This window comes from Bacillus cereus group sp. MYBK15-3, assembly GCF_051916765.1.
GTDB lineage: Bacteria > Bacillota > Bacilli > Bacillales > Bacillaceae_G > Bacillus_A > Bacillus_A cereus.
In genome coordinates this window covers 1,035,624-1,059,572 of the sequence record NZ_JBQAHG010000001.1, presented here as the reverse complement: position 1 = coordinate 1,059,572, position 23,949 = coordinate 1,035,624, and the positions used below count along the sequence as shown (strand labels likewise).

The window sequence follows — 23,949 nt, the reverse complement described above, 5'->3', positions numbered from 1 at the left end:
GTACATTAACAAGAGGGATTAATTTTAAAAGGAGGATGGGGAATTGCTAGATAAGGCAGGGGCTTTAATAGATAATCATGTGTACACAGAAGAAGAGCAACAAAAACTATACAAACGAACGTTAATAATCGTCAGCATTTCACAAATGTTTGGCGGTGCAGGACTAGCTGCTGGTATTACAGTGGGAGCACTTCTTGCGCAGCAAATGCTTGGAACAGATGCATTTGCAGGATTACCAACTGCTATGTTTACATTGGGATCAGCATTAGCAGCTTTCATAGTAGGGAAGCTTTCGCAACGATATGGACGCCGGATAGGTCTTGCAACAGGGTTTATAGTAGGTGGATTTGGAGCAATTGGTGTTGTAATGGCAGCTTTAACGAATAGCATTATTCTTTTACTTATTTCTTTACTCATATATGGTGCCGGTACAGCCACGAATCTACAAGCTCGTTATGCAGGTACAGATTTAGCAGATAAGAAGCAGAGAGCAACGGCTGTTAGTATTACGATGGTAATGACGACTTTCGGTGCAGTTGCAGGACCAAATTTAGTAGGAGTAATGGGTAGTTTTGCGCATTCAATTGGAGTTCCTAAACTTGCAGGTCCGTTCATACTATCGGCAGCAGCATTTATACTGGCGGGTCTAGTTCTTTTTGTTATGCTTCGTCCAGATCCGTTAATTATTGCTAATATAATAGAAAGATATAAACAGGAACATACATATAAAGGACAACCAATAACAGACGAAGCGAAAGAAAATAAACAAGGTATTACAGTTGGAGCAATCGTAATGATACTTACGCAAATCGTGATGGTTGCGATTATGACGATGACGCCAGTTCATATGGGACACCACGGTCACGGTTTAAGTGCAGTAGGACTTGTGATAGGTTTTCATGTAGGTGCAATGTATCTTCCATCTCTCGTTACAGGAATGTTAATTGATAAAATTGGCCGAACTACAATGAGCATAGCTGGTGGAGTGATTTTACTTGCAGCGGGTGTCATAGCTGCGATAGCGCCAAGTGATTCTTTATTACTATTAATCGTTGCTTTGTCTTTACTTGGGCTAGGATGGAACCTCGGATTGATTAGTGGTACAGCACAAATCGTTGATTCCACAACACCGTCTACACGTGCTAAAACACAAGGGAAAATAGATGTTTTTATTGCGCTAGCTGGAGCTTCTGGTGGAGCGATGTCAGGTATGGTAGTAGTGAATTCAAGTTATGCGGCATTGTCATTGGCTGGAGGCGTGTTAGCGTTATTACTTATTCCTGTTGTGATATGGTCTCGAAAAGGGGCAAGAAATTAAATGAAAAAGAGGTTCTAGTTACTGACTAGAGCCTCTTTTTATACACTTAAATTAAATTCCACTCTACAATAAGCCCTAAATGTGTAAGACCACCACCGAATCCGTATAGTAAAAGTGTGTCTCCATTATTTAACTTTCCTTCTTTTATAGCTAAATCTAGAGCGAGTGGAATGGTGACTGAAGAGGTATTCCCCATATATTCCACGCTCGTTAATGTTTTTTGTATTGGAATTTGAGATTTTTCGCAAATAGATTCAATCATTCGTAAGTTAGCGCTGTGGGGTATGAACCAGTCTATATCATCCCCTTGCATATTTGCGTTATGTAATAAATTTTTTATGCCTTTTGGCACTGTTCGTGTTGCCCATTTATATACTTCTCTTCCATTTTGAACGATTTTTTCATTTGTTTGCAGTGGTGTGCCATTCATAGTAGTAGATAAGTTTGTTCTATATAGATGAATGCCGCCATCACCGTTTGTTCCCATGTGAGCAGCGATAAAGCTTGGGGTGTCTTCATCTCTTTCTAATAAAATAGCTCCAGCACCATCACCGAATAAAATACAGGTCGTTCTATCGGTATAATCAGTAACTTTAGATAATGTCTCTGTCGCTACGACAAGTATTTTTTCATGTGATCCAGAAGTGATTAAGCTATTACCGACGTGTAGTCCATATGTAAAACCAGCACAAGTTGCATTTAAATCAAAAGCTAGTGTATGAGGTATGTTGAAGTATTGTTGTATTTGGCAAGCAACACTAGGGAAAACGTAATCAGCAGTAGTAGTAGCGACAATGATACAGTCGACATCTTCTAAGTTTTTCTTATATGTTGTACATAAATTTTTAATTGCTTTAATGGCTAAGTTTGAGGAATATTCTTCTTCGCTAGCGATTCTTCTTTCCTTCATTCCTGTTCTTTGTACAATCCATTCATCATTCGTATGGACCATCTTTTCTAAATCGTTATTAGACAATATTTGATCTGGAACATAAGTACCAATTGCAGTAATACGAGATTTAGAATGCATAGGAACATCTCCTAATTTTTATTTTTATAACCTGATACTAATATTAGGTTATAAAAATGTCAATATAGATTTTTGTTGTATTAAAACGATAATACTTAACTTACTATGAAGGAATTTGGCGAGTGCTGTAAAAATAATATACGAGAAGTTTCTAAAATTGATAATTGCTTTTGTTATTTTTATTGTGAGAAAAACTCGCAAAAAATGATGATTAAAGTAAAAAAATAACGATTTTCTTTAGTGTGATATAGGTTGTTAAACCTTGTGAAAGCGAATTACTTATGCTACACTTTATGTAACTTAAAATGAACGGAGGGGCTTCCTTTGATCTTAATCAGATTACGTCTCAATACTTTGTGCCAATAATTGAATAGCGCTCAAAGGCTCTGTCTGTGTACAGAGTGAACGGGATTGGTCTGCCTATTTTAAAGGAACCCTTTATTAAGCTTATATGTGAAAAAGAGGGAGGGACGAATACGCCCTCTTTTTGTTTTGCCTTTATAAATAGAATGGGATTGTATAGGTGAACGCTTATTGTGTATACGTATACGATCTTGGGACTTTTTGACTATAAAATAGGATGAAAGCATAGCTTTCTTCTATTTCTTTGGTGAACCCTTATCCGTTTACGAAAACACAGGCAGCGACCTGTGTTTTTTATTTTACGTAATCGAAATGGAGGAATAAATATATGGAAGAAGTATTACAAAGAGCAGTTTTAGTTGGAGTAAATGTAGGTAATGAAGATGATTTTGCATATTCGATGGAAGAGTTAACAAATCTTGCGGAAGCCTGTGATGTAGAGGTAATTGGGCAAGTAACGCAAAATTTACAACGAGTAAATCCATCGCATTATATCGGAAAAGGAAAGATTGAAGAAGTAGCAGCGTATGTACAAGAAATAGATGCGAATATGGTCATCTTTAATGATGAATTATCTCCTTCACAAATTCGAAATTTAGAAGAGGATTTAGATTGTAAGGTAATTGATCGTACCATTTTAATTTTAGATATTTTTGCGCAACGTGCGAAAACGAAAGAAGCACAGCTACAAGTAGAAGTAGCACACCTTCAGTACATGATGCCTCGTTTAATCGGTCTTCGTGAATCGTTAGGGAGACAGAGTGGCGGCGTTGGTACGAAAAATAAAGGTGTCGGTGAGAAGAAGTTAGAGTTAGACCGTCGTAAAATTGAAGAACAAATTTCAGTTTTGAATAAAGATTTAGAAGCGCTCGTTGCCCAGCGTCAAACGCAGCGAAAGCAACGTAAGAAAAATGAAATACCTGTTGTAGCATTAGTAGGTTATACGAATGCAGGAAAGTCAACGACGATGAATGCAATGCTTGAAATTTATAATGGTACAGAAGAAAAACAAGTATTTGAAAAAGATATGTTATTTGCGACGTTAGAAACATCTGTACGAAATATTGATTTGCCAGATAATAAATCATTTTTATTAACAGATACAGTTGGATTTGTAAGTAAATTACCACATCATCTTGTGAAGGCGTTCCGTTCAACGTTAGAAGAAGTAGCGGAAGCAGATTTACTTATTCACGTCGTAGATTACGCAAATCCAAATTATGAACAATTAATTGATATTACAAATGAAACGTTAAAGAAAATTGGAGTAGAAAATATTCCAACGATCTATGCTTATAACAAATCAGATATGGTGGATGTTGAAATTCCGAAAGTACAAGAAGACCGCGTGTATTTATCTGCGAAGAAACATGTTGGAATTGAAGAGCTTGTAGAAATGATTCGTTCCCATATTTATAAAGAATATACGAAATGTGAAATGTTAATTCCGTATGATCACGGACAGGTAGTTTCGTATTTCAATAATCATGCGCACGTTTTATCAACGAGTTATGAAAATGAAGGTACGAAACTAGAAGTGGAATGTAAGACGAGCGATTATGAGAAGTATAAGCGTTTTGCAATTTAATGTAAGAGGCAACCCAGTTTGTGATTGGGTTGCCTTTTTCTATAATGTTTTACTGCTGAAAGTTACAAGGATGCAAGTCAATGATGGGAGTTAAGTTATATTTCTGGAAAAAGAAATGAAAGCAGTATAGAATAGAAATGTTTCAAAAGTCAGAATTTATTACACCTACTGTAATAAATATATATTTTGTACAGAAAGGAGCGATTCACATATGCAGGCAGTTTCACAAAAAAACACAGTAGAAACACCGACAATATATCGAATATTATTTGCGATTAGTTTCGGACATTTTTTAAATGATTCGATGCAAGCAGTTGTGCCGGCGTTGTTTCCTATTTTGGAAAAAACGATGAATTTATCCTATATGCAAGTAGGGTGGATTGCGTTTGCGTTAAATATGACGTCATCGATTATGCAACCGGTGTTTGGTATGTATTCAGATAAGAAGCCGTCACCATTTTTATTACCACTCGGTATGTTTTCAAGTATGCTTGGAATGATTGGACTCGCGTTTGCACCAAACTTTATTATTGTTATTATTTCTGTTTTATTTATTGGCTTAGGTTCCGCAGTCTTTCATCCAGAAGGCGCTCGTGTTGCGTATATGGCGGCAGGTGCAAAACGAGGGTTAGCGCAAGCGATTTATCAAGTTGGGGGAAACACGGGGAATTCTTTAGCTCCTATTTTTACAGCGCTAATTTTCGTTCCACTCGGTCAAATTGGTTCATTAGGTTTTACAGCATTTGCAGCAGTAGGAATTGCATTATTAATTTTCGTATCGAATTGGTACAAAAATGAATTAGCAACCGGCGCTGTAAGAAGGAAGAAGAGAGCTGCGCTTGAGGCGGAAAATGCAATTGTAAGTACACACATTAAATTTGTTATTATACTTCTTGTTTTTCTTACTTTTGTGCGCTCTTGGTACGGTGCCGGTATCGGGAATTTCTATCAATTTTACTTAATTGAGCATTATGGTTTATCTATAAAAAATGCCCAGTATTTCGTATTCGCATTTATGATTGCTGGTGTGTTAGGCACTTTCTTCGGGGGACCGTTAGCAGATCGATTTGGTAAGAAAAACATCATCGTATTTTCAATGTTAGGTTCAGCGCCACTTGCGCTGTTATTACCACATGTCTCACTTGTGTGGGTCGTACCTTTATTTTTATGTATCGGTTTTATTAGTTCAAGTAGTTTTAGTGTAATTGTTGTATACGCGCAAGAGCTTGTTCCGGGAAAAGTAGGGATGGTATCAGGTCTAATTGTAGGTCTTGCGTTCGGCCTTGGTGCTCTAGGTGCTGTAGTACTAGGAAAGTTAGCTGATATATATAGCCTTCAGTTCATTATGATATTATGTAGTTGTTTACCGTTAATTGGACTTACTTCATGGTTATTACCAAGTGATAAGAAAACGATAGAATAGGGGATGCACTATGAAATTATGTGAAAACGTAACAGAATTAATAGGAGATACACCTGTCGTCCGATTATCTAAATTTATTCCGGAAGACGCAGCGGACGTGTATGTGAAACTAGAAATGTTTAATCCATCACGTAGTGTGAAAGACCGTGCTGCTTATAATTTACTTCACGTTGCAGAAGAAAATGGTCTCATTAAACCAGGGGATACAATTATTGAACCGACAAGCGGGAATACAGGAATTGGTTTAGCGATGAACGCAGCAGCTAAAGGGTATAAAGCGATTTTAATTATGCCAGACAATATGTCAAAAGAGCGTATTAATTTATTGAAAGCATACGGGGCAGAAGTAGTTTTAACACCAGCAGAACAAAGAATGCCAGGAGCAATTGCGAAGGCGTTAGAACTGCAAAAACAAATACAGAATAGTTTTATCCCGCAACAATTTGAAAATCCAGCTAATCCGAATATTCACCGTTATACGACTGCACTTGAAATTTACGAACAAATGGAGGGAGAGCTTGATGCTTTTGTTGCAACGGCAGGAACAGGCGGAACGATTACAGGGACTGGTGAAACGTTAAAAGAGAAATTGCCAAACTTATATATTGCAGTAGTGGAACCGAAAGGATCTCCCGTTTTATCCGGTGGTGTACCAGGTCCTCATAAACTAGTAGGAACAAGCCCAGGATTTATTCCGAAAAACTTAAATACAGAAGTGTATAACGAAATTATTCAAATTGCAGACGAAGAGGCTTTAACGACAATGAGAAACTTAGCTAGACAAGAAGGATTATTAGTTGGGCCATCTTCTGGAGCATCTGTTTACGCTGCAATCATGATAGCGAAACGTCTAGGCGTTGGTAAAAAAGTTTTATGTATTGCGCCTGATACAGGTGAACGTTATTTGAGCATGGGGTTATTTGAATAAAAAGGATAGAAACACCTTAATAGTGAATAGCTGCTATTAAGGTGTTTGTTTTATGGAATGAAGAGGGGGAGAAGAACAATGAAACTATTAAAACCAATCCATGAATATAGTGAGCGTATTACGGCGTATAGACAAGCGTTTTTACACTCAGGGGAACAACCACATGGAAGTAGTTCTTTACAAAACTTTGATTCTCTTGATGAATGGTTTGAAAAAGTGAGTAAACAAGAACTAGGAGAAAATTTACTAGCTAATCGAGTGCCATCTAGTCAGTTTTTAAGTTTTGAAAAAGGGGAACTTATAGGTTTTGTGAATATTAGACATAGATTAAATCCAGAATTATTACGGGAAAGCGGTCATATTGGATATAGTGTCCATCCGAATAAACGTCGCCACGGTTACGCTACGAAACAACTACAACTTGCATTAGCTGAAGCGCAAAAATTAGGATTGCAGAAAGTATTAATAACTTGCGATAAATCCAATATCGGTTCTGCTAAAACGATTCAAAAGGTTGGAGGTGTGTTAGAAAATGAAGTAGTTTCTTCTCGTACTGGTGAAGTTATTCAGCGCTATTGGATAGAAATATGATTAAGTAGGAATTTGAAAAGGTAATGCAAGCTGTAATATCGAAATAGATAAATGAAATATAGGGGATTACTGCAATTTTAGGGGGAAATGAAATGGGATTAAAAGAGAGAGCGATAGAGATGTCAGAGATTTATAGGCAAAATCCGAAAGTAGAAGCTATTATTTTAGCGGGTTCAGTAGCTAGAAAGCTTGAAGATGAACATTCAGATATAGAATTACATATTTTATGGTCAACACCGCCGGAAGATGAGGATCGTAGGGCCCCTATTTATCATATTGATGGGAAAATATTATCGTATCATCCGTATGAGGAAGAAGAATGGTCGGAAACGTATTTAACGAAAGAGGGAATTAAATTAGAGATTAGTAACTTTTTAACAGAGACAGTAGAGACAGTAATTTCGGATGTGGTGGATCAATATGATATAAATTATGAAAAACAATGTATTGTATCATCCATTCATGATGGTGTTAGTTTGTATGGAGAAGGGAAAGTGAATGAATTAAAAGAAAAAGTAGCGGCATATCCAGATGAACTAGCAAAACTGATGATTTCAGAAAATCTATGGTTAAGTAATCGTTGGCACAATCGAAAGGCGCTTTTAAAACGGAAAGATTGGCTTATGCTTTATGACGTTATTTGCGAAGTACAAAGGAACGTATTCGGTGTTTTATTTGGTTTGAATAAAATGTACGTACATCATCCAGCGTTTAAATGGATGCCTAATAATGTGGAACGAATGACTATTAAACCTGAAAAATTATATGAACGTATGGCGGACACATTAATAGGGAATCCAGAAAAAAGTGTGCAGGAGTTAGAGTTGCTAATAGAAGAAGTGTTGCAACAAGTTCATACATACGCGCCAGGAGTAAATGTGGATGAGCAAGAAAAATCTATTTTTTATTTTGTGAAATAGAAAATAGTAATAAGGGGGAAGTTATGGGTTTTTTTAATAGGTTTTTTAAAAAAGTTGAAAAAGTAAATGAGCAAGAAGCTACTCTTCATGAATTAAGTGAAGAATTGTATGTTGAATCACCGGTAGAGGAAGCGACTAGTTACTGGGTATCAATGGCACAAAATATAATTGTTAATGCTGTAAAAGCGGCTGACAATGATGTGGAACGTGCCTTCGTGTTATTGAATTTGAAGAAAGGTGAGGCTTCATTTGATATTTTTTATCAAATAAATGGGCAATTGTATTTCTGGGATCAGCTAGAAAATGAGACGATAAGAAATAGAATTCAGAACGAGTTGTTACCGCAAGCTCCAGAAGTTTCAAATGCAGTAAATGAGCAATTTCGTGGAGCTGATCACCCTATAATTTCGTTCGCACAATTGCAGTTTGAATGGGAAACGAAAGCCTGGTTCTCACATATAATTTGGGAAGATAGCCTTGCTGCTCAATTGCCCAAAACTCAAATTCTAAATGAATGGTTTCGTGTAATTAAAGAAGAAACAAAAAATAGACCACTGGATAGTGATGCGAAATTTTCTTGGTATCCATCAAACTCTTAAAAAATGAATACAGAGAGACAGGTTATGTTTCTAGATGATTTGTATTATTGAATAAGTATCAATAATACGTAATTCTTTTTCTATTGCCTGTTAGAATTCGTTATGTACTAAGCTACTTGTTTTCTAAACTAAAACTTATATTTCGAATTTTTAAATAGATTGTAATACATAAAAATTCGAAATATAAGTTGACACTATTTTTAATGTGTGATAAAAATGATAGTAATCAATTCGGAAAATAATATTTGGGCAATGAAAGGGTATAGTAGTGAATATCTCCCTATTTCAGAGAGCTGATGGTTGGTGTGAATCAGTATATAGATTATTCATGAAGTTCGTCCTGGAGCATCTTTCATAAATCTCATATTTTGAGGAAATGAAAGACGGTAGTTTATACCGTTATCAAATAAAGTGGTGAAGATTTTTTCACAACTAGGGTGGTACCGCGATATTTATCGTCCCTACGTATTTACGTAGGGACGTTTTTTATTTAGGTCCTAACTTTGGTGTGGCTTCATAACTAGGGTGGTACCGCGATATTTTATCGTCCCTACGTTTTTGCGTAGGGGCGTTTTTATTTAGGTGGTTTCTTAGTGTTCTTCACAACTAGGGTGGTACCGCGATATTTTTGTCGTCCCTACGTATTTACGTAGGGGCGTTTTTTTATTATTAGGGAGGAAGTGAACGTATTAGAAAAGAGTATTGATAGAACAATATAAATACCGAATTGTAACAAAGAAAAAGAGATAGAGAGGAGATTAACAAATGAATTCACAGCAATGGACATCGAAATTAGGTTTCGTATTAGCTGCAGCAGGTTCGGCAATTGGTCTTGGGGCGATTTGGAAATTCCCATATATGGCCGGCATTGGAGGAGGCGGCGCGTTCTTCCTAATTTTCATCGGTTTCACATTATTAATTGGTTTACCACTATTATTAGCTGAATTCGTTATCGGAAGAAGTACACAAAAAGAGGCCGTTGATGCATATAGAGAAATCGCACCAAAAACATTATGGCCATGGTTAGGGAAATTAGGAATTGTAACTTGTTTCATACTACTTTCTTTCTACAGTGTTGTAGGAGGCTGGATTTTATTATACTTATGGAATGCAATTACAGGTAGACTATGGGAAGGAAATGGGGCATACGAAGCTACGTTTGGTGAAATCATTTCCAATCCATATTTAGCAGTTGGGTCACAGCTATTATTCATCCTAATTACTATTTTCATCGTAAGTAAAGGTGTACAAAATGGTGTTGAAAAAGTAAATAAATATTTCATGCCAGCATTATTCGTTTTATTCTTTGTTTTAATCGTTCGTGCACTTACGTTAGATGGTGCTGGAGAAGGAGTTCGTTTCTTCTTACAACCTGACTTCTCACATGTAACATCAGAAGTTATATTATACGCAATGGGGCAATCGTTCTTCTCATTATCTGTCGGGGTAGCCGTTATGGTAACGTATAGCTCATACTTACCGAAAGAAGAAAGCTTACCACGTTCAGCATTTTCTATCGTAGCCTTAACTCTTGTTATTACATTACTTGCAGGACTTGCAATTTTCCCAGTAGTGTTCGCATTTGGAATGGAACCATCTCAAGGACCTGGGCTATTATTTATCGTACTGCCAGCTATTTTCAGTAAAATGGCATTCGGAAAATTATTCTTCATCGTTTTCTTATTACTATTCTTCTTTGCTACTATTACATCAGCAATTTCGATGTTAGAAATTAGTGTTGCATCGTTAACATCAAAAGGTAAAGGGAAACGTGAAAAAATGGCCTTAATCGTAGGGTTATTAATCTTCGTTGTTGGGGTACCATCAGCATTATCATTCGGTATATTAAGTGATCTGAAGATTTTCGGGAAGACAGTCTTTGATTTAGCGGACTATGCAGTAAGTAACGTATTAATGCCACTTGGTGTATTATTAGTTTCTATCTTTGTTCCTTTAAAAATGAAGAAAGATGTATTAATGAAAGAGCTAGGTGTAAGTAAAAATAAAGGATACAAAGTATTTGTGTTATGGTTATTCTTACTTCGCTTTATCGCACCAATTGCGATTATTATCGTATTCTTAAATGTACTTGGCATTATATAAATAGAAAGGTAGCGTATCATACAAAGATACGCTACCTTTTTATTTTGCTCTTTTTTGCAGTTCGTTTACCGTTACGAACTGATATCCCTTCTTAGATAAAGAATCTAAAATACCTTCAATCGTTTGTAAATTTTCATTAGACTCATCATACATAGAGTGCAGTAAAATGATAGAACCTGGTTTTACATTTTTATTAACGTATTTAATTTTATCAGCCGCAGATTTATAAAAAGTATCGGGCTCAAGATCCCATGTGATTGTTTCGATATTGTTTTTATTTAAATAATATGGCAGCCCTATTAACTTCTTACCGTTAGGGGGCCTAAAATCAATTTCGCCTGTAAATCCTGTTTGGCGGATTAATGAATTCGTTTTTTCTATTTCACCTTTAATAAAAGAAGGTGTTTTGAAAACCATTCTATTATGAGAATATGTATGGTTTCCAAGTTGGTGCCCAGATTGCGCGATAGCTTCTCCTAACGATAAATTTTTCTCTAATTCATTTCCAATTAAAAAGAAAGTAGCTTTAGCGTTGTATTTATCTAGTAACGGTAATATTTGTTTTACATTGTTAGTAGGGCCATCATCAAAAGTTAAAGCGATCACTTTTTCATTTGTTTCTACACATTGTGTTAAATTTCCAAATAATTGAAAGCTTCTTGCGTTCATCAATTTGTATGTTCCGAATAATGCCGTGATAATAAAAAATAGTGTAACGATCGTAATGATAATTTTTTTCTTCATAATGTAACCTCACAATGATTTTTGATTCAATTAAAAAGTATTATATCAAACTAAGTAATTTCGTGCTTTAAGAAGGGCGTGGATGCAAGGAGAAGGAATTTATCATATAATAAAATACAAAAGGTATATTAGGAGGTGTTTATATGGCGATTATAATTCAATTGCCAGACACTGCAACGTCTCATGCAAAGCCAAGTATGGAAATGGCGATACTTTGCGTGAGGTAGACAAGTAATATACAATCGCCTATATGAGCTCGTATCATTTTTTATATTTGGCTTTGCACCTTATTGAAATGAACCATAAAAAATAAGGGGCGAGCAGAAATGAAATACGTAAAAGCTAATGCTGTTTTACCGGAGAGTTTAATTACTGAAATTCAAAAGTATATACAAGGTGAAACAATTTACATTCCGAAACAAGAAACGAAACATTATAAATGGGGTACACGATCTGGCGGAAGAAAACAATTAGATGAAAGAAATAAAGCAATTAAAGAAGCGTTTAAAAGTGGGATTGCTATTCATCAACTTGCAGAAGAATATTTTCTTTCTGGGGAAACGATTAAAAAGATTGTGTATTCTAAATAAGAGGAAAAGAGTCTGATTCATATATTACTTTGAATCAGACTCTTTTTGTTTTATATGTATTGGATATATGAAGTGTGAACGGGCATGATAATAGAAAAAATGTGCCGTTTTTTTATTAAATGCTATACAGAACATTTGAAGAGTAGAAAGGTGAACATATATGAATCATATTGGACAAATAACGATAGAGCTTTTAATTGGTTTTTTTGTTCTATTAATTGCTACAAAAATATTAGGGAAAACACAAATATCTCAGCTAACGCCCTTTGATTTTATTTCTGCAATCGTCCTAGGTGAGCTCGTTGGAAATTCAATATATGATCCTAAAATTAAAGTATGGTCTATTTTATATTCAGTATTTGTTTGGGTAATTTTAATTTATACTATTGAAGTGATAACACAAAAAGTAAGAGGGACAAGAAGGTTTTTTGAAGGATATCCTTCAATTATTATTCGTAATGGAAAGATTGATCGTGAACAATTAAGCGTAAATCATTTGGATATAAACCAATTACAACAAATGCTTAGGCAACAAAAAGATATATTTTCAATCCGAGAAGTTGAATATATGATATTGGAACCTAACGGAAACATAAGCGTTTTGAAAAAAAGTAAATACGAATCTCCTACTGTAAATGATTTAAGTTTAAAACATAAGCCTGTATACTTACCAATTTCATTAATTAGTGATGGAAAAGTAGTTAAGGATAATTTGAGGGAAGCGGGATTTGATGAAGGGTGGCTTTATAAACAAATAAAGCAAAAAGGAATTACTAAATTTGAAGACGTATTATATGCGGAATGGAAAACAGATGATGGCTTCTTTTGTCAGGAAATGCAGCGGTAGAGAATAAGTGATATATGTAATGTTTGTTTCTAAGTTATCTTTTACATATCAAAAAACGTAATCATTGTATACAATAAAACTAGATCAACAATTTGTATGGAGTGATAAAGATGGAAGCGTTTATTAGAAGTGATCAATATAATTTTATAAAATCACAAGCTTATATTTTAGCAAACGGGCATGCAACGGCAAATGATAGAGGTGTAATTCAAGCGTTAAAATCGCTTGCGATTGAAAAGATAATACATGTATTTGAGAATTTAACGGATGAACAGAAAGAGTTAATTGATACGGTATTAACAGTTCAAAATAGAGAAGATGCAGAATCATTTTTAATGAAAATAAATCCGTATGTAATTCCGTTTCAAGAAGTTACAGCACAAACATTAAAAAAGTTATTTCCTAAGGCGAAAAAGTTAAAACTTCCTGATATGGAAGAAATAGATATGAAAGAAATATCTTATTTAAGCTGGATTGATAAGGGATCAAGCAGGAAATTTATTATAGCGAAAAATGATAAAAATAAATTTGTTGGTCTGCAAGGAACGTTCCAAAGTTTAAATAAAAAAAGCATTTGTTCATTATGTCATGGGCATGAAGAAGTAGGAATGTTTTTAGTTGAAATTAAAGGCGATGTACCAGGAACTTTCGTTAAAAAGGGAAACTACATTTGCAAAGATGGTGTAGCTTGCAATCAGAATATGAAATCGCTAGATAAATTGAACGATTTTATTGACCGCTTGAAGAAATAACGAGAAAACCTCTAGTATTTAAACTGGAGGTTTTTATTTTTTAAAGAAGTAAAATAAGCTTTCTTTGTAAATGTAGATTTATAATGAAATTTGATAAAAATATCTATTATGATACAGTTGCTTATATGCAAGGAGGTAAAACATGGATTACCTTTTATCGAAAGAAAAAGTGAAGCGATGGCCCAAAGATATGATAGCGGCGGGGCGTTGTCATACTGTTGGCCTTAAATCGGATGGCACGGTAGTCGCGGTAGGTAATAATGAATTTGGCCAATGCGATGTAGGTAGCTGGCGCGACATTCGGTTGCCTGGCAAATAGTCAATTTACAATAAATGATTAGTAATATTATTCTATTTTAGGAGTAATTATGGAATAGGATATGTAGAAAATAATTAAACTTAAATCTACTGAATAAGAATCTCTTTTGAAAAGGGATTCTTATTATTTTTCATAAAATGAGGGTCTAAATGGAATTTTTGAACAAACTATATTTCAAAATTACAGTAGAAGATATAAATAAAGTATAGAGGAGATAAAGAAATGCTTAAAAAGTTTTTGCTTTTTTTACCGGATGTTTTACTTATATGTATCGTTCTCTACATAACGTACACAAATTCTTTTAGTTTTGGACAGATGTTAGTAATTTCAATTGCAATCGGAATTATTGGTGGTCTTGCTATTAGAATTTGTAAGGATGTATTCGCGTATATAAGGTGGACAATTAAACAAAGAAAAACTTGAATATGTTTAATAGTTATTAGGAGGAAATGAAATGACTAAGAAAAAGAATAGAGTAAAAAACGAGATAGTACTTTGGTCACTAACAGCAATTGTTCTGTTAATTGTATGGTACTTTTATCAAAAATAAAAACGCAACGTACTAAAAAAGCACGATGCGTTTTTATTATTTTTTTTGCCAATTTTCTTTTATAAAGTCTTCACGCCCAGATTCTTTTTGTTCAGTAGCATATTTTTCTGGATTCTTTTTATAGAAATGTTGGTGGTATTCCTCTGCTTCGTAAAAAGGTGCAGCAGGACGAATTTCAGTCACGATTGGATCTTTAAACATACCGCTTTCAGCAAGAGCTTGTTTTGATTTTTCAGCAAGCCCTTTTTGTGTTTCGTTATGGTAAAAAATAGCGGTACGATAAGATGGACCACGGTCAAAAAATTGTCCGCCATCGTCAGTTGGATCGATTTGTGGCCAATATAAGTCTAGTAATTTCTGATAAGGAAAAATAGAAGGATCGAATGTAATTTGAACAACTTCTAAATGTCCAGATGTTCCAGCTTTTACTTGTTCATATGTTGGATTTTCTACATGACCTCCTGCATAGCCAGAAAGTACTTTATGAATACCAGGAAGTTCATCAAATGGTTTTACCATGCACCAAAAGCAACCGCCTGCGAAGGTTGCGAGTTCGTATGTTTTTTCGGACATTGCTGTAATCCTCCTAAATGTATATGTTTTATATAGTATTATATAAATTGTTTTATTGCGCAATAAAAAAGATTTGAAAATATATGTTTTTTATAAACAAGATCCTCCGCTCACATCAATTAATTGTCCAGTAACCCAGCGGCTGTCTGGAGAAGCAAGAAATGCAGCAGTATCGGCAATGTCTTCTACTTCACCTAAGCGATTGAAAGCGGAAATAGTAGTAGCGTACTGCTTCATCATTGGGTCGCTCAAGAGTTCTGCATTCATATCTGTTTTAATAAATCCTGGAAGTATTGCATTCACCGTTATTCCTCGTGTTCCAAGCTGTTTTGCTAGCGTAAAAGTCATTGTATTAATAGCGCCTTTCGTCATACTATATGCAACAAAATCAGGTAAAGAAATGCGGGTGGCAGCGGATGAAATATTAATAATTCGGCTATTGTCACGTAAACGTGGTAGTGCTAGTTGAATGATAAAGAATGGAGCTTTTGCATTTACTGAAACCATTCTATCAAAAAACTGTTCAGTCGTTTCTTCAATAAAAGCACCAGGACCAATGCCAGCATTGTTTATTAAAATATCAAATTGTGTTTCACCAGTGCGCTTTTGTAATTCAGTATCTAAAGCTTTATAAAGGTTTTCTACACCGTGTAAGGATTCTAAATTTGCGCCGATAGAAAAAGCTTGGCCACCATCTGATCGAATTTCCTGAACAGTTTCTTCAGCGTCATCTTTTCGATTACCGTAATGAACAGCAACCAATGCACCGTCATTTGCTAAACGTTTAGCGATCGCTCGTCCAATTCCTCGGCTTGCTCCTGTAACTAACGCTACTTTCCCTTTTAACATAGTTTCCTCATCTCCTCATAAACTTTATAAGTTTTTCTTTATGTAGTAATGCAAACATACTTAAGTAATATATGAGTGTATGTAAGTAATGCATTCCAATTTTGATTTGAGAAAAAATAAATAGAATGAATTTTGATTTTTTTGAGAAAACATGTTGACAACGAAAAGAACAACGTCCTATAATACGTGTAACAAATAAAAGTTAATTAAGAATTTTCTAACTTTATATGTTGTATATGCAAAGAAGAGGAAAGTAGATGATTATGATCGTTTCAGAGAGCTACTCCAAGGCTGTGAGGGTAGTAACAATCGAATCATTGAAGATCACCTCGGAGCATCGCTTGCGAAAGGGAAACTGAGTAGAGGGCGGCGGCATCGTCTCCGGTAAAAGGACGGAGGTCTGATTGGACCTACAAAGCTTATATTTCGTGAGAAGTATAAGGAAGCTGAGTGGTAACGCGAAACTCTCGCCTCAGCAATCAAAGCTACTAAATTGTAGTAGTTGATTGCTGAGGCGAGAGTTTTTATTTTTAAAAATAGAAGAAGAGAATGCGTAGAAGAGGAGAGTAAATGATAAAGATTGTTTCAGAGAGCTGCCCCGAGGCTGTGAGGGTGGTAACAATTCACTCATTGAAAATCACCTTGGAGCACTACTTTTGAAAACTAGTAAAAAGTAGCGGGGTTGTTCCCGATAGAAAAACAAAAGTCTAATTGGACTTGCAGAGCTTATGTTTCGTGAGAAGTATAAGGAAGCTGAGTGGTACCACGATTCCCTCGTCTCAGCAATGGATTGCTACAAGTATGTAAGTAATCGATTGTTGAGACGAGTATATTTTTAAGGTTTATATACTGAATATTCTGTTAAAATTACTCATCTCAGCAATCGATGTAGAAATAGATTGCAAAAATAGAGAAAAAAGAGGAGCGATGTGAGATGGGAAACCAGTACATTTACATGAATGGGGAATTTGTAGAAAAAGAAAAGGCAGTTGTTTCAGTGTATGATCACGGTTTTTTATACGGAGACGGTGTATTTGAAGGGATTCGTAGTTACGGAGGAAATGTATTTTGTTTAAAAGAACATGTGAAACGATTGTATGAATCAGCGAAATCTATTTTACTAACAATTCCAATGACGGTAGAAGAAATGGAAGAAGCAGTTTTACATACACTCCAAAAAAATGAATACGCTGATGCTTATATTCGCTTAATTGTCTCAAGAGGAAAAGGTGACTTAGGACTCGATCCGAGAAGTTGTGTGAAGCCGAGCGTAATTATCATTGCAGAACAATTAAAGTTATTCCCACAAGAATTTTATGATAATGGGCTAAGCGTTGTATCTGTTGCATCAAGACGTAATACGCCAGACGCGTTAGATCCACGTATTAAGTCAATGAATTATTTAAATAACGTACTTGTAAAAATTGAGGCGGCACAAGCAGGAGTGTTAGAGGCTCTTATGTTAAATCAACAAGGATATGTTTGTGAAGGTTCTGGCGATAATGTTTTCGTTGTGAAAGATGGAAAAGTATTAACCCCGCCATCCTATTTAGGGGCATTAGAAGGTATTACGAGAAATAGTGTTATCGAGCTATGTGAACGACTGAGTATTCCGTGTGAGGAAAGACCATTCACTCGCCATGACGTATATGTAGCGGATGAAGTATTTTTAACAGGAACAGCAGCGGAGTTAATTCCAGTTGTAAAAGTTGATTCGAGAGAAATTGGAGATGGGAAACCAGGAAGTGTAACGAAACAATTGACCGAAGAATTTAAAAAATTAACGAGAGAAAGAGGAGTACGTGTTCCCGGGCTGACGGAAAGCTTAGCATAAATAAGGAGAGGAGTTAATTGAAATGAAGCAGCAGTATACAGCGTATGAGAAGTTACAGTGTGAAGAAATGACAGGCGCTGGGCACGTGATTCAAGGTTTGAAGAAATTGGGTGTAACGACCGTTTTCGGCTATCCAGGCGGAGCGATTTTACCAGTATACGATGCGTTATACGAAAGTGGTTTGAAACATGTTTTAACTCGTCATGAACAAGCTGCCATTCATGCGGCTGAAGGATATGCGAGAGCTTCTGGGAAGGTCGGGGTAGTCTTTGCTACCTCTGGCCCAGGGGCGACAAATTTAGTTACGGGCTTAGCAGACGCTTATATGGATTCGATTCCTTTAGTTGTCATTACCGGCCAAGTTGCAACGCCTTTAATTGGTAAAGATGGATTTCAAGAAGCGGATGTTGTCGGAATTACAGTACCTGTTACGAAGCATAATTACCAAGTTCGTGATGTAAATCATGTATCACGAATTGTGCAAGAAGCTTTTTACATCGCCAAAAGCGGACGACCGGGACCAGTATTAATCGATATTCCAAAAGATGTTCAAAATGCAAAAGTCACCAGTTTCTTTAATGAAGAAGTTGATATTCCGGGGTACAAACCAGAACTTGTACCAGACAGCATGAAACTTAGAGAGGTGGCTAAAGCAATTTCAAAATCAAAGCGTCCACTTCTTTATATTGGAGGAGGTGTCATTCATTCAGGTGGATCCGATGAACTCTTCGAATTCGCAAGGGAGAACCGTATTCCAGTCGTTTCAACTTTAATGGGACTTGGTGCATATCCACCGGGAGATCCATTGTTTCTAGGGATGCTTGGTATGCATGGGACATACGCTGCTAATATGGCGGTAACAGAATGTGATTTACTACTTGCATTAGGTGTTCGCTTCGATGATCGTGTAACAGGGAAATTAGAACTTTTTTCTCCGCACTCGAAAAAAGTACATATTGATATTGATCCTTCTGAGTTTCATAAAAATGTAACTGTAGAGCATCCGATTGTTGGTGATGTGAAAAAAGCGTTACACATGTTGTTACATATGTCTATTTATACACAAACAGATGAATGGCTTCAGAAAGTAAAGGCATGGAAAGAAGAATATCCACTTTCTTATAAGCAAAAAGAATCTGAGTTAAAACCACAGCATGTGATCAACTTAGTAAGTGAATTAACGAATGGTGAAGCGATTGTCACAACAGAAGTAGGACAGCATCAAATGTGGGCTGCTCACTTCTATAAAGCAAGAAAACCTCGGACGTTCCTTACCTCTGGAGGATTAGGAACAATGGGGTTTGGGTTCCCAGCGGCAATTGGTGCTCAGCTTGCAAAAGAAGAAGAACTCGTCGTTTGTATTGCAGGTGATGCTTCTTTTCAAATGAACATTCAAGAACTACAAACAATTGCTGAAAATAACATCCCTGTAAAAGTATTTATTATAAATAACAAATTTTTAGGGATGGTAAGGCAATGGCAAGAAATGTTTTATGAAAATCGTTTATCAGAGTCAAAAATTGGCTCACCAGATTTTGTGAAAGTGGCAGAAGCTTATGGAGTGAAGGGATTAAGGGCGACAAATTCAACAGAGGCGAAACAAGTGGTGTTAGAAGCATTTGCTCACGAAGGTCCTGTCGTAGTTGATTTTTGTGTAGAAGAAGGTGAAAACGTATTTCCGATGGTTCCGCCAAACAAAGGGAATAACGAAATGATTATGAAGAGGTGGGAAGAATGAGTCATACTTTTTCACTCGTTATTCATAACGAGCCAAGTGTCTTATTACGTATAAGTGGAATTTTTGCTCGGCGTGGCTATTATATTTCTTCTTTACATTTAAACGAAAGAGATACGAGTGGCGTTTCTGAAATGAAACTCACAGCAGTTTGTACTGAAAATGAAGCGACATTACTTGTTAGTCAGTTGAAAAAATTAATTGATGTACTGCAAGTAAATAAATTATAAGGGGTGTATGGAGTATGAAAACGTATTATGAGAAAGATGCAAATGTAGAGTTATTACAAGGGAAAACAGTTGCGGTAATTGGTTATGGATCTCAAGGGCATGCGCAGGCACAAAATTTACGTGATTCAGGTGTGGAAGTTGTAGTTGGTGTTAGACCTGGTAAATCGTATGAAGTAGCAAAAGCAGATGGATTTGAAGTAATGTCTGTTTCAGAAGCGGTTCGAACCGCACAAGTTGTACAAATGTTATTGCCAGATGAACAGCAAGCACATGTATATAAATCAGAAGTAGAAGAGAATCTCCGTGAAGGACAAATGTTACTTTTCTCACATGGATTTAACATTCACTTCGGCCAAATTAATCCGCCAAGTTACGTAGATGTAGCAATGGTTGCGCCAAAAAGTCCAGGTCATCTCGTTCGCCGTGTATATCAAGAAGGAAATGGTGTTCCGGCATTAGTCGCAGTGCATCAAGATGCGACGGGAACAGCGCTACATGTAGCATTAGCGTATGCAAAAGGTGTAGGTTGTACACGTGCGGGTGTAATTGAAACGACATTCCAAGAAGAAACCGAAACGGATTTATTCGGTGAGCAAGCTGTACTTTGCGGCGGGGTAACTGCACTTGTGAAGGCCGGGTTCGAAACGTTAACGGAAGGTGGATATCGTCCTGAAATTGCATACTTTGAATGTTTGCATGAATTAAAGCTAATTGTTGACTTAATGTACGAAGGTGGATTAACGAATATGCGCCATTCTATTTCAGATACGGCAGAATTTGGAGATTATGTAACAGGATCGAGAATTGTTACAGATGAAACGAAGAAGGAAATGAAGCGTGTTCTGACAGAAATTCAGCAAGGTGAATTTGCGAAGAAATGGATTTTAGAAAATCAAGCAGGGCGTCCGACGTATAACGCAATGAAAAAAGCAGAACAAAATCATCAATTAGAAAAAGTGGGGGCAGAGCTTCGTGAAATGATGAGTTGGATTCATGCACCGAAAGAATTAGTAAAGAAATAGAGTGAGAGAGTATAAATGAAAAATATGTAAGAGGGGATTTGACAAGATGAGAAGTGACATGATTAAAAAAGGTTTTGATAAAGCGCCGCACCGTAGTTTATTAAAAGCAACTGGTTTGAAAGATGAAGATTTTGATAAACCTTTCATAGCGATTTGTAATTCTTTTATTGAAATTATTCCAGGGCATAAACACTTGAACGAGTTTGGGAAACTTGTAAAAGAGGCAGTTCGTGCGGCGGGTATGGTACCATTTGAATTCAATACAATTGGAGTTGACGATGGTATTGCGATGGGACATATCGGTATGCGTTATTCTCTTCCGAGTCGTGAAATAATTGCAGATTCAGTAGAAACGGTTGTAAATGCACACTGGTTTGACGGCATGATTTGTATTCCAAACTGTGACAAAATTACACCAGGTATGATGATGGCTGCACTACGTATTAATATTCCGACTGTGTTTGTTTCAGGCGGCCCAATGGCAGCAGGAAAAACATCTAAAGGAGAAGTTGTTGATCTGAGTTCCGTTTTTGAAGGAGTAGGAGCTTATCAATCTGGGAAAATTTCAGAAGAAGAATTAAAAGATATTGAAGATCATGGCTGTCCATCTTGTGGCTCTTGTTCGGGTATGTTTACCGCGAACTCTATGAATTGTTTATGTGAAGTGTTAGGTTTAGCTCTTCCTGGTAACGGGAGTATTTTAGCAATTGATCCAAGACGTGAAGGGTTAATTAAACAAGCAGCAGAGAAATTGAAAATTTTAATTGAAAGAGATATTAAACCAAGAGACATTGTAACGGAAGAAGCAATTGATGATGCGTTTGCGCTTGATATGGCGATGGGCGGTTCAACAAATACAGTGTTGCATACATTGGCGCTCGCGCAAGAGGCTGGATTAGATTACGATATGAACCGTATTGATGCCGTTTCAAGACGTGTACCACATTTATGTAAAGTAAGCCCTGCTTCCAATTGGCATATGGAAGATATTGATCGTGCGGGCGGGATTAGTGCAATTTTGAAAGAGATGAGCCGGAAAGAAGGAGTACTTCATCTTGATCGAATAACTGCTACGGGGCAAACATTAAGAGAAAATATTGCTGAGGCAGAGATTAAAGATAAGGAAGTTATTCACTCTCTTGAAAACCCTCATAGTGAGGAAGGAGGATTGCGTATATTAAAAGGCAACCTTGCGAAAGATGGAGCGGTTATTAAAAGCGGTGCAACAGAGGTAAAGCGTTTTGAAGGACCTTGCGTTATTTTTAATTCACAAGATGAGGCACTTGCTGGCATTATGCTTGGGAAAGTGAAAAAAGGAGATGTAGTTGTCATTCGTTATGAAGGACCAAGAGGTGGCCCTGGTATGCCAGAAATGTTAGCACCAACATCAGCAATTGCTGGAATGGGATTAGGTGCTGAGGTTGCATTATTAACGGATGGACGTTTCTCTGGAGCTTCACGTGGAATTTCAGTAGGACATATTTCACCAGAAGCAGCAGCTGGTGGAACGATCGCACTTCTTGAACAAGGGGATATTGTATGTATTGATGTTGAAGAACGCTTGCTAGAAGTAAGAGTGAGTGATGAGGAATTAGATAAGCGTAAAAAAGAATGGAAACGACCAGAACCGAAAGTGAAAACTGGCTGGCTTGGACGTTATGCACAAATGGTAACATCGGCGAATACAGGGGCTGTTCTGAAAATCCCACATTTTGATTGAGCCAATTTAAAAAAGATAAGGATGATATATAATGGTGCAAAAGGTAAAGGAGAGAGTGAAAATTGAAGATATCTTAATGGCTCATAATTGCATGAAAGATATCGTTATTAAAACACCGTTACAACGTGATACAGTTTTATCTGAGAAATATGATTGTGACGTTTATGTAAAACGAGAAGATTTACAATTAATTCGCTCTTTCAAAATTCGTGGTGCATACAATTTGATTCAAAGTTTACCGAAAGAAAAGTTACAAAACGGTGTTGTTTGTGCAAGTGCTGGTAATCATGCGCAAGGAGTTGCTTATACATGTAATTTATTGAAGATTCCGTCGAAAATATTTATGCCCACAACAACACCGAAACAAAAAGTATCACAAGTACAATTTTTCGGTGGTGATTTCGCAGAGATTGTATTAGTTGGTGATACATTCGATAGCTCTTTCCAAGAAGCACAGTGTTATTGTGAAGAAAATAGAATGACATTTGTTCATCCGTTTGATGATCCGTATGTAGTTGCTGGTCAAGGGACAGTGGCAGTTGAAATTATGCATGATATGGAGAAACCGGTTGATTATATCTTTACGGCAATCGGCGGTGGTGGATTAGCATCAGGTGTTGGTACATATGTAAAAGGTGTTAGTCCTACTACAAAGGTTATTGGTGTAGAACCGATGGGAGCTGCCTCTATGAAAGAGGCTTTTCTTCAAAATGATAATGTCGCATTAGAGAAAATAGATAGTTTTGTTGATGGGGCAGCGGTTAAAAAGGTAGGAAAGTTAACTTTTGAAACTTGTAAAGATGTAATTGATGACATCGTTTTAGTACCAGAGGGGAAAGTTTGTACGACGATTTTAGAACTGTATAAGAAAAATGCGATTGTAGCTGAACCGGCTGGTGCACTCTCTATTGCAGCACTTGATTTATACAGTGATGAAATAAAAGGTAAAACAGTTGTATGTACGCTAAGTGGTGGAAATAATGACATTGATAGAATGCAAGAAATGAAAGAACGATCTCTCATTTATGAAGGGTTAAAGCATTATTTCATCATTGAATTCCCACAGCGTTCAGGCGCGTTAAGAGAATTTCTTGATAAAGGATTAGGGCCAGAAGATGATATTACTCGTTTTGAGTATATTAAGAAACATAATAAGGAAAATGGTCCAGCATTAGTCGGAGTAGAGTTAAAACATAAAGAAGATTATGAGCAATTAATTACTCGCTTTAAAGAAAATAATATTCAATTTATGGAGCTTAATAAAAACCCTGTTTTGTTTGATTTGCTTATTTAATAGAAGGGAAGAATAAGCATCTAAATA

Annotated in this window: 22 protein-coding genes, 1 pseudogene and 2 other annotated features; of the genes and pseudogenes, 19 read left to right on the top strand and 4 right to left on the bottom strand. The window is 36.3% G+C overall.

What is annotated here, in order from left to right:
• Positions 1 to 43 precede the first annotated feature (43 nt).
• Positions 44 to 1,318, top strand: coding sequence for an MFS transporter (locus ACTFR8_RS05365; protein ID WP_000884509.1), 1,275 nt, complete (start codon positions 44 to 46; stop codon positions 1,316 to 1,318).
• A gap of 46 nt (positions 1,319 to 1,364) precedes the next feature.
• Here ACTFR8_RS05365 and ACTFR8_RS05360 read toward each other — a convergent pair whose 3' ends face one another.
• Positions 1,365 to 2,348 carry a ketoacyl-ACP synthase III gene (locus ACTFR8_RS05360; protein ID WP_000555756.1) on the bottom strand — a complete coding sequence of 328 codons (984 nt, stop codon included), beginning with the start codon at positions 2,346 to 2,348 and terminating at the stop codon, positions 1,365 to 1,367.
• Between the two features lie 691 nt (positions 2,349 to 3,039).
• On the opposite strand from ACTFR8_RS05360, the gene hflX reads away from it, so the two are divergent.
• The 7 genes from hflX (at position 3,040) to ACTFR8_RS05325 (ending at position 10,863) form a co-directional block, all read left to right on the top strand.
• Positions 3,040 to 4,299 (top strand): GTPase HflX, encoded by a 1,260-nt coding sequence (hflX, locus tag ACTFR8_RS05355; protein WP_000393280.1) that lies wholly within the window; start codon positions 3,040 to 3,042, stop codon positions 4,297 to 4,299.
• A 211-nt stretch (positions 4,300 to 4,510) separates the two neighbouring features.
• Positions 4,511 to 5,722: an MFS transporter gene (locus tag ACTFR8_RS05350; protein WP_001149411.1), complete on the top strand. Its 1,212-nt coding sequence runs from the start codon at positions 4,511 to 4,513 to the stop codon at positions 5,720 to 5,722.
• Positions 5,723 to 5,732: 10 nt separating this feature from the next.
• Positions 5,733 to 6,650 carry a cysteine synthase A gene (cysK, locus tag ACTFR8_RS05345; RefSeq protein ID WP_000762282.1) on the top strand — a complete coding sequence of 306 codons (918 nt, stop codon included), beginning with the start codon at positions 5,733 to 5,735 and terminating at the stop codon, positions 6,648 to 6,650.
• 78 nt (positions 6,651 to 6,728) lie between these two features.
• Positions 6,729 to 7,241: a GNAT family N-acetyltransferase gene (locus ACTFR8_RS05340; protein WP_000771279.1), complete on the top strand. Its 513-nt coding sequence runs from the start codon at positions 6,729 to 6,731 to the stop codon at positions 7,239 to 7,241.
• Between the two features lie 92 nt (positions 7,242 to 7,333).
• A complete protein-coding gene (locus tag ACTFR8_RS05335) occupies positions 7,334 to 8,161 on the top strand; it encodes a DUF4037 domain-containing protein (protein ID WP_000523214.1) in 828 nt (275 codons plus the stop codon).
• A 23-nt stretch (positions 8,162 to 8,184) separates the two neighbouring features.
• Complete coding sequence (locus ACTFR8_RS05330; protein WP_000505545.1) at positions 8,185 to 8,760, top strand: hypothetical protein; 576 nt, start codon at positions 8,185 to 8,187, stop codon at positions 8,758 to 8,760.
• 243 nt (positions 8,761 to 9,003) lie between these two features.
• Positions 9,004 to 9,226, top strand: a binding site (T-box leader).
• A 299-nt stretch (positions 9,227 to 9,525) separates the two neighbouring features.
• Positions 9,526 to 10,863 (top strand): sodium-dependent transporter, encoded by a 1,338-nt coding sequence (locus ACTFR8_RS05325; protein WP_001088188.1) that lies wholly within the window; start codon positions 9,526 to 9,528, stop codon positions 10,861 to 10,863.
• A gap of 39 nt (positions 10,864 to 10,902) precedes the next feature.
• On the opposite strand, the gene ACTFR8_RS05320 is transcribed toward ACTFR8_RS05325, so the two are convergent.
• A complete protein-coding gene (locus tag ACTFR8_RS05320; protein ID WP_000726864.1) occupies positions 10,903 to 11,607 on the bottom strand; it encodes a polysaccharide deacetylase family protein in 705 nt (234 codons plus the stop codon).
• Positions 11,608 to 11,933: 326 nt separating this feature from the next.
• Between ACTFR8_RS05320 and ACTFR8_RS05315 the strand changes: the two genes are divergently transcribed.
• From ACTFR8_RS05315 to ACTFR8_RS05295, 5 genes and pseudogenes are all read left to right on the top strand, one after another.
• Positions 11,934 to 12,197, top strand: coding sequence for a CD3324 family protein (locus ACTFR8_RS05315; protein ID WP_000878325.1), 264 nt, complete (start codon positions 11,934 to 11,936; stop codon positions 12,195 to 12,197).
• Positions 12,198 to 12,357: 160 nt separating this feature from the next.
• On the top strand, positions 12,358 to 13,044 hold the full coding sequence (locus tag ACTFR8_RS05310) for a DUF421 domain-containing protein (protein WP_001015535.1): 687 nt from the start codon (positions 12,358 to 12,360) through the stop codon (positions 13,042 to 13,044).
• 110 nt (positions 13,045 to 13,154) lie between these two features.
• Entirely contained in the window at positions 13,155 to 13,796 is a 642-nt protein-coding gene (locus ACTFR8_RS05305) for a FusB/FusC family EF-G-binding protein (RefSeq protein ID WP_000387064.1), read from the top strand.
• A gap of 142 nt (positions 13,797 to 13,938) precedes the next feature.
• Positions 13,939 to 14,097: pseudogene (locus ACTFR8_RS05300) on the top strand (RCC1-like domain-containing protein); the annotation flags it as partial.
• A gap of 240 nt (positions 14,098 to 14,337) precedes the next feature.
• On the top strand, positions 14,338 to 14,538 hold the full coding sequence (locus tag ACTFR8_RS05295) for a hypothetical protein (RefSeq protein WP_000913385.1): 201 nt from the start codon (positions 14,338 to 14,340) through the stop codon (positions 14,536 to 14,538).
• A gap of 163 nt (positions 14,539 to 14,701) precedes the next feature.
• Here the strand turns inward: ACTFR8_RS05295 and msrA are convergent, their stop codons facing one another.
• Positions 14,702 to 15,238 carry a peptide-methionine (S)-S-oxide reductase MsrA gene (gene msrA, locus ACTFR8_RS05290; RefSeq protein WP_001291883.1) on the bottom strand — a complete coding sequence of 179 codons (537 nt, stop codon included), beginning with the start codon at positions 15,236 to 15,238 and terminating at the stop codon, positions 14,702 to 14,704.
• Between the two features lie 90 nt (positions 15,239 to 15,328).
• Entirely contained in the window at positions 15,329 to 16,087 is a 759-nt protein-coding gene (locus ACTFR8_RS05285; RefSeq protein WP_000911816.1) for an SDR family oxidoreductase, read from the bottom strand.
• 545 nt (positions 16,088 to 16,632) lie between these two features.
• Positions 16,633 to 16,872: a binding site (T-box leader), on the top strand.
• A gap of 149 nt (positions 16,873 to 17,021) precedes the next feature.
• Between ACTFR8_RS05285 and ilvE the strand changes: the two genes are divergently transcribed.
• From ilvE to ilvA, 6 genes are read left to right on the top strand one after another with little or no spacing between them, the layout of a single operon-like run.
• On the top strand, positions 17,022 to 17,921 hold the full coding sequence (gene ilvE, locus ACTFR8_RS05280; protein ID WP_000528156.1) for a branched-chain-amino-acid transaminase: 900 nt from the start codon (positions 17,022 to 17,024) through the stop codon (positions 17,919 to 17,921).
• A 22-nt stretch (positions 17,922 to 17,943) separates the two neighbouring features.
• Positions 17,944 to 19,659: an acetolactate synthase large subunit gene (ilvB, locus tag ACTFR8_RS05275; protein ID WP_000813473.1), complete on the top strand. Its 1,716-nt coding sequence runs from the start codon at positions 17,944 to 17,946 to the stop codon at positions 19,657 to 19,659.
• Positions 19,656 to 19,886 carry an ACT domain-containing protein gene (locus tag ACTFR8_RS05270; protein ID WP_000019916.1) on the top strand — a complete coding sequence of 77 codons (231 nt, stop codon included), beginning with the start codon at positions 19,656 to 19,658 and terminating at the stop codon, positions 19,884 to 19,886. Before ilvB ends, ACTFR8_RS05270 begins: the two co-directional genes overlap by 4 nt.
• A gap of 14 nt (positions 19,887 to 19,900) precedes the next feature.
• Entirely contained in the window at positions 19,901 to 20,908 is a 1,008-nt protein-coding gene (ilvC, locus tag ACTFR8_RS05265; protein ID WP_000861136.1) for a ketol-acid reductoisomerase, read from the top strand.
• A gap of 46 nt (positions 20,909 to 20,954) precedes the next feature.
• Entirely contained in the window at positions 20,955 to 22,628 is a 1,674-nt protein-coding gene (gene ilvD / locus ACTFR8_RS05260) for a dihydroxy-acid dehydratase (RefSeq protein WP_001255830.1), read from the top strand.
• Positions 22,629 to 22,659: 31 nt separating this feature from the next.
• Positions 22,660 to 23,922 (top strand): threonine ammonia-lyase IlvA, encoded by a 1,263-nt coding sequence (gene ilvA / locus ACTFR8_RS05255; RefSeq protein WP_000250325.1) that lies wholly within the window; start codon positions 22,660 to 22,662, stop codon positions 23,920 to 23,922.
• The last annotated feature ends 27 nt before the right edge of the window (positions 23,923 to 23,949 follow it).

What these genes read in the sequence shown, in the direction of transcription:
- ACTFR8_RS05360 (WP_000555756.1), bottom strand. Translation starts at nt 2,348, where the DNA reads ATGCATTCTAAATCTCGTATTACTGCAATTGGTACTTATGTTCCAGAT.
- hflX (WP_000393280.1), top strand. Translation starts at nt 3,040, where the DNA reads ATGGAAGAAGTATTACAAAGAGCAGTTTTAGTTGGAGTAAATGTAGGT.
- ACTFR8_RS05350 (WP_001149411.1), top strand. Translation starts at nt 4,511, where the DNA reads ATGCAGGCAGTTTCACAAAAAAACACAGTAGAAACACCGACAATATAT.
- cysK (WP_000762282.1), top strand. Translation starts at nt 5,733, where the DNA reads ATGAAATTATGTGAAAACGTAACAGAATTAATAGGAGATACACCTGTC.
- ACTFR8_RS05340 (WP_000771279.1), top strand. Translation starts at nt 6,729, where the DNA reads ATGAAACTATTAAAACCAATCCATGAATATAGTGAGCGTATTACGGCG.
- ACTFR8_RS05335 (WP_000523214.1), top strand. Translation starts at nt 7,334, where the DNA reads ATGGGATTAAAAGAGAGAGCGATAGAGATGTCAGAGATTTATAGGCAA.
- ACTFR8_RS05330 (WP_000505545.1), top strand. Translation starts at nt 8,185, where the DNA reads ATGGGTTTTTTTAATAGGTTTTTTAAAAAAGTTGAAAAAGTAAATGAG.
- ACTFR8_RS05325 (WP_001088188.1), top strand. Translation starts at nt 9,526, where the DNA reads ATGAATTCACAGCAATGGACATCGAAATTAGGTTTCGTATTAGCTGCA.
- ACTFR8_RS05320 (WP_000726864.1), bottom strand. Translation starts at nt 11,607, where the DNA reads ATGAAGAAAAAAATTATCATTACGATCGTTACACTATTTTTTATTATC.
- ACTFR8_RS05315 (WP_000878325.1), top strand. Translation starts at nt 11,934, where the DNA reads ATGAAATACGTAAAAGCTAATGCTGTTTTACCGGAGAGTTTAATTACT.
- ACTFR8_RS05310 (WP_001015535.1), top strand. Translation starts at nt 12,358, where the DNA reads ATGAATCATATTGGACAAATAACGATAGAGCTTTTAATTGGTTTTTTT.
- ACTFR8_RS05305 (WP_000387064.1), top strand. Translation starts at nt 13,155, where the DNA reads ATGGAAGCGTTTATTAGAAGTGATCAATATAATTTTATAAAATCACAA.
- ACTFR8_RS05295 (WP_000913385.1), top strand. Translation starts at nt 14,338, where the DNA reads ATGCTTAAAAAGTTTTTGCTTTTTTTACCGGATGTTTTACTTATATGT.
- msrA (WP_001291883.1), bottom strand. Translation starts at nt 15,238, where the DNA reads ATGTCCGAAAAAACATACGAACTCGCAACCTTCGCAGGCGGTTGCTTT.
- ACTFR8_RS05285 (WP_000911816.1), bottom strand. Translation starts at nt 16,087, where the DNA reads ATGTTAAAAGGGAAAGTAGCGTTAGTTACAGGAGCAAGCCGAGGAATT.
- ilvE (WP_000528156.1), top strand. Translation starts at nt 17,022, where the DNA reads ATGGGAAACCAGTACATTTACATGAATGGGGAATTTGTAGAAAAAGAA.
- ilvB (WP_000813473.1), top strand. Translation starts at nt 17,944, where the DNA reads ATGAAGCAGCAGTATACAGCGTATGAGAAGTTACAGTGTGAAGAAATG.
- ACTFR8_RS05270 (WP_000019916.1), top strand. Translation starts at nt 19,656, where the DNA reads ATGAGTCATACTTTTTCACTCGTTATTCATAACGAGCCAAGTGTCTTA.
- ilvC (WP_000861136.1), top strand. Translation starts at nt 19,901, where the DNA reads ATGAAAACGTATTATGAGAAAGATGCAAATGTAGAGTTATTACAAGGG.
- ilvD (WP_001255830.1), top strand. Translation starts at nt 20,955, where the DNA reads ATGAGAAGTGACATGATTAAAAAAGGTTTTGATAAAGCGCCGCACCGT.
- ilvA (WP_000250325.1), top strand. Translation starts at nt 22,660, where the DNA reads ATGGTGCAAAAGGTAAAGGAGAGAGTGAAAATTGAAGATATCTTAATG.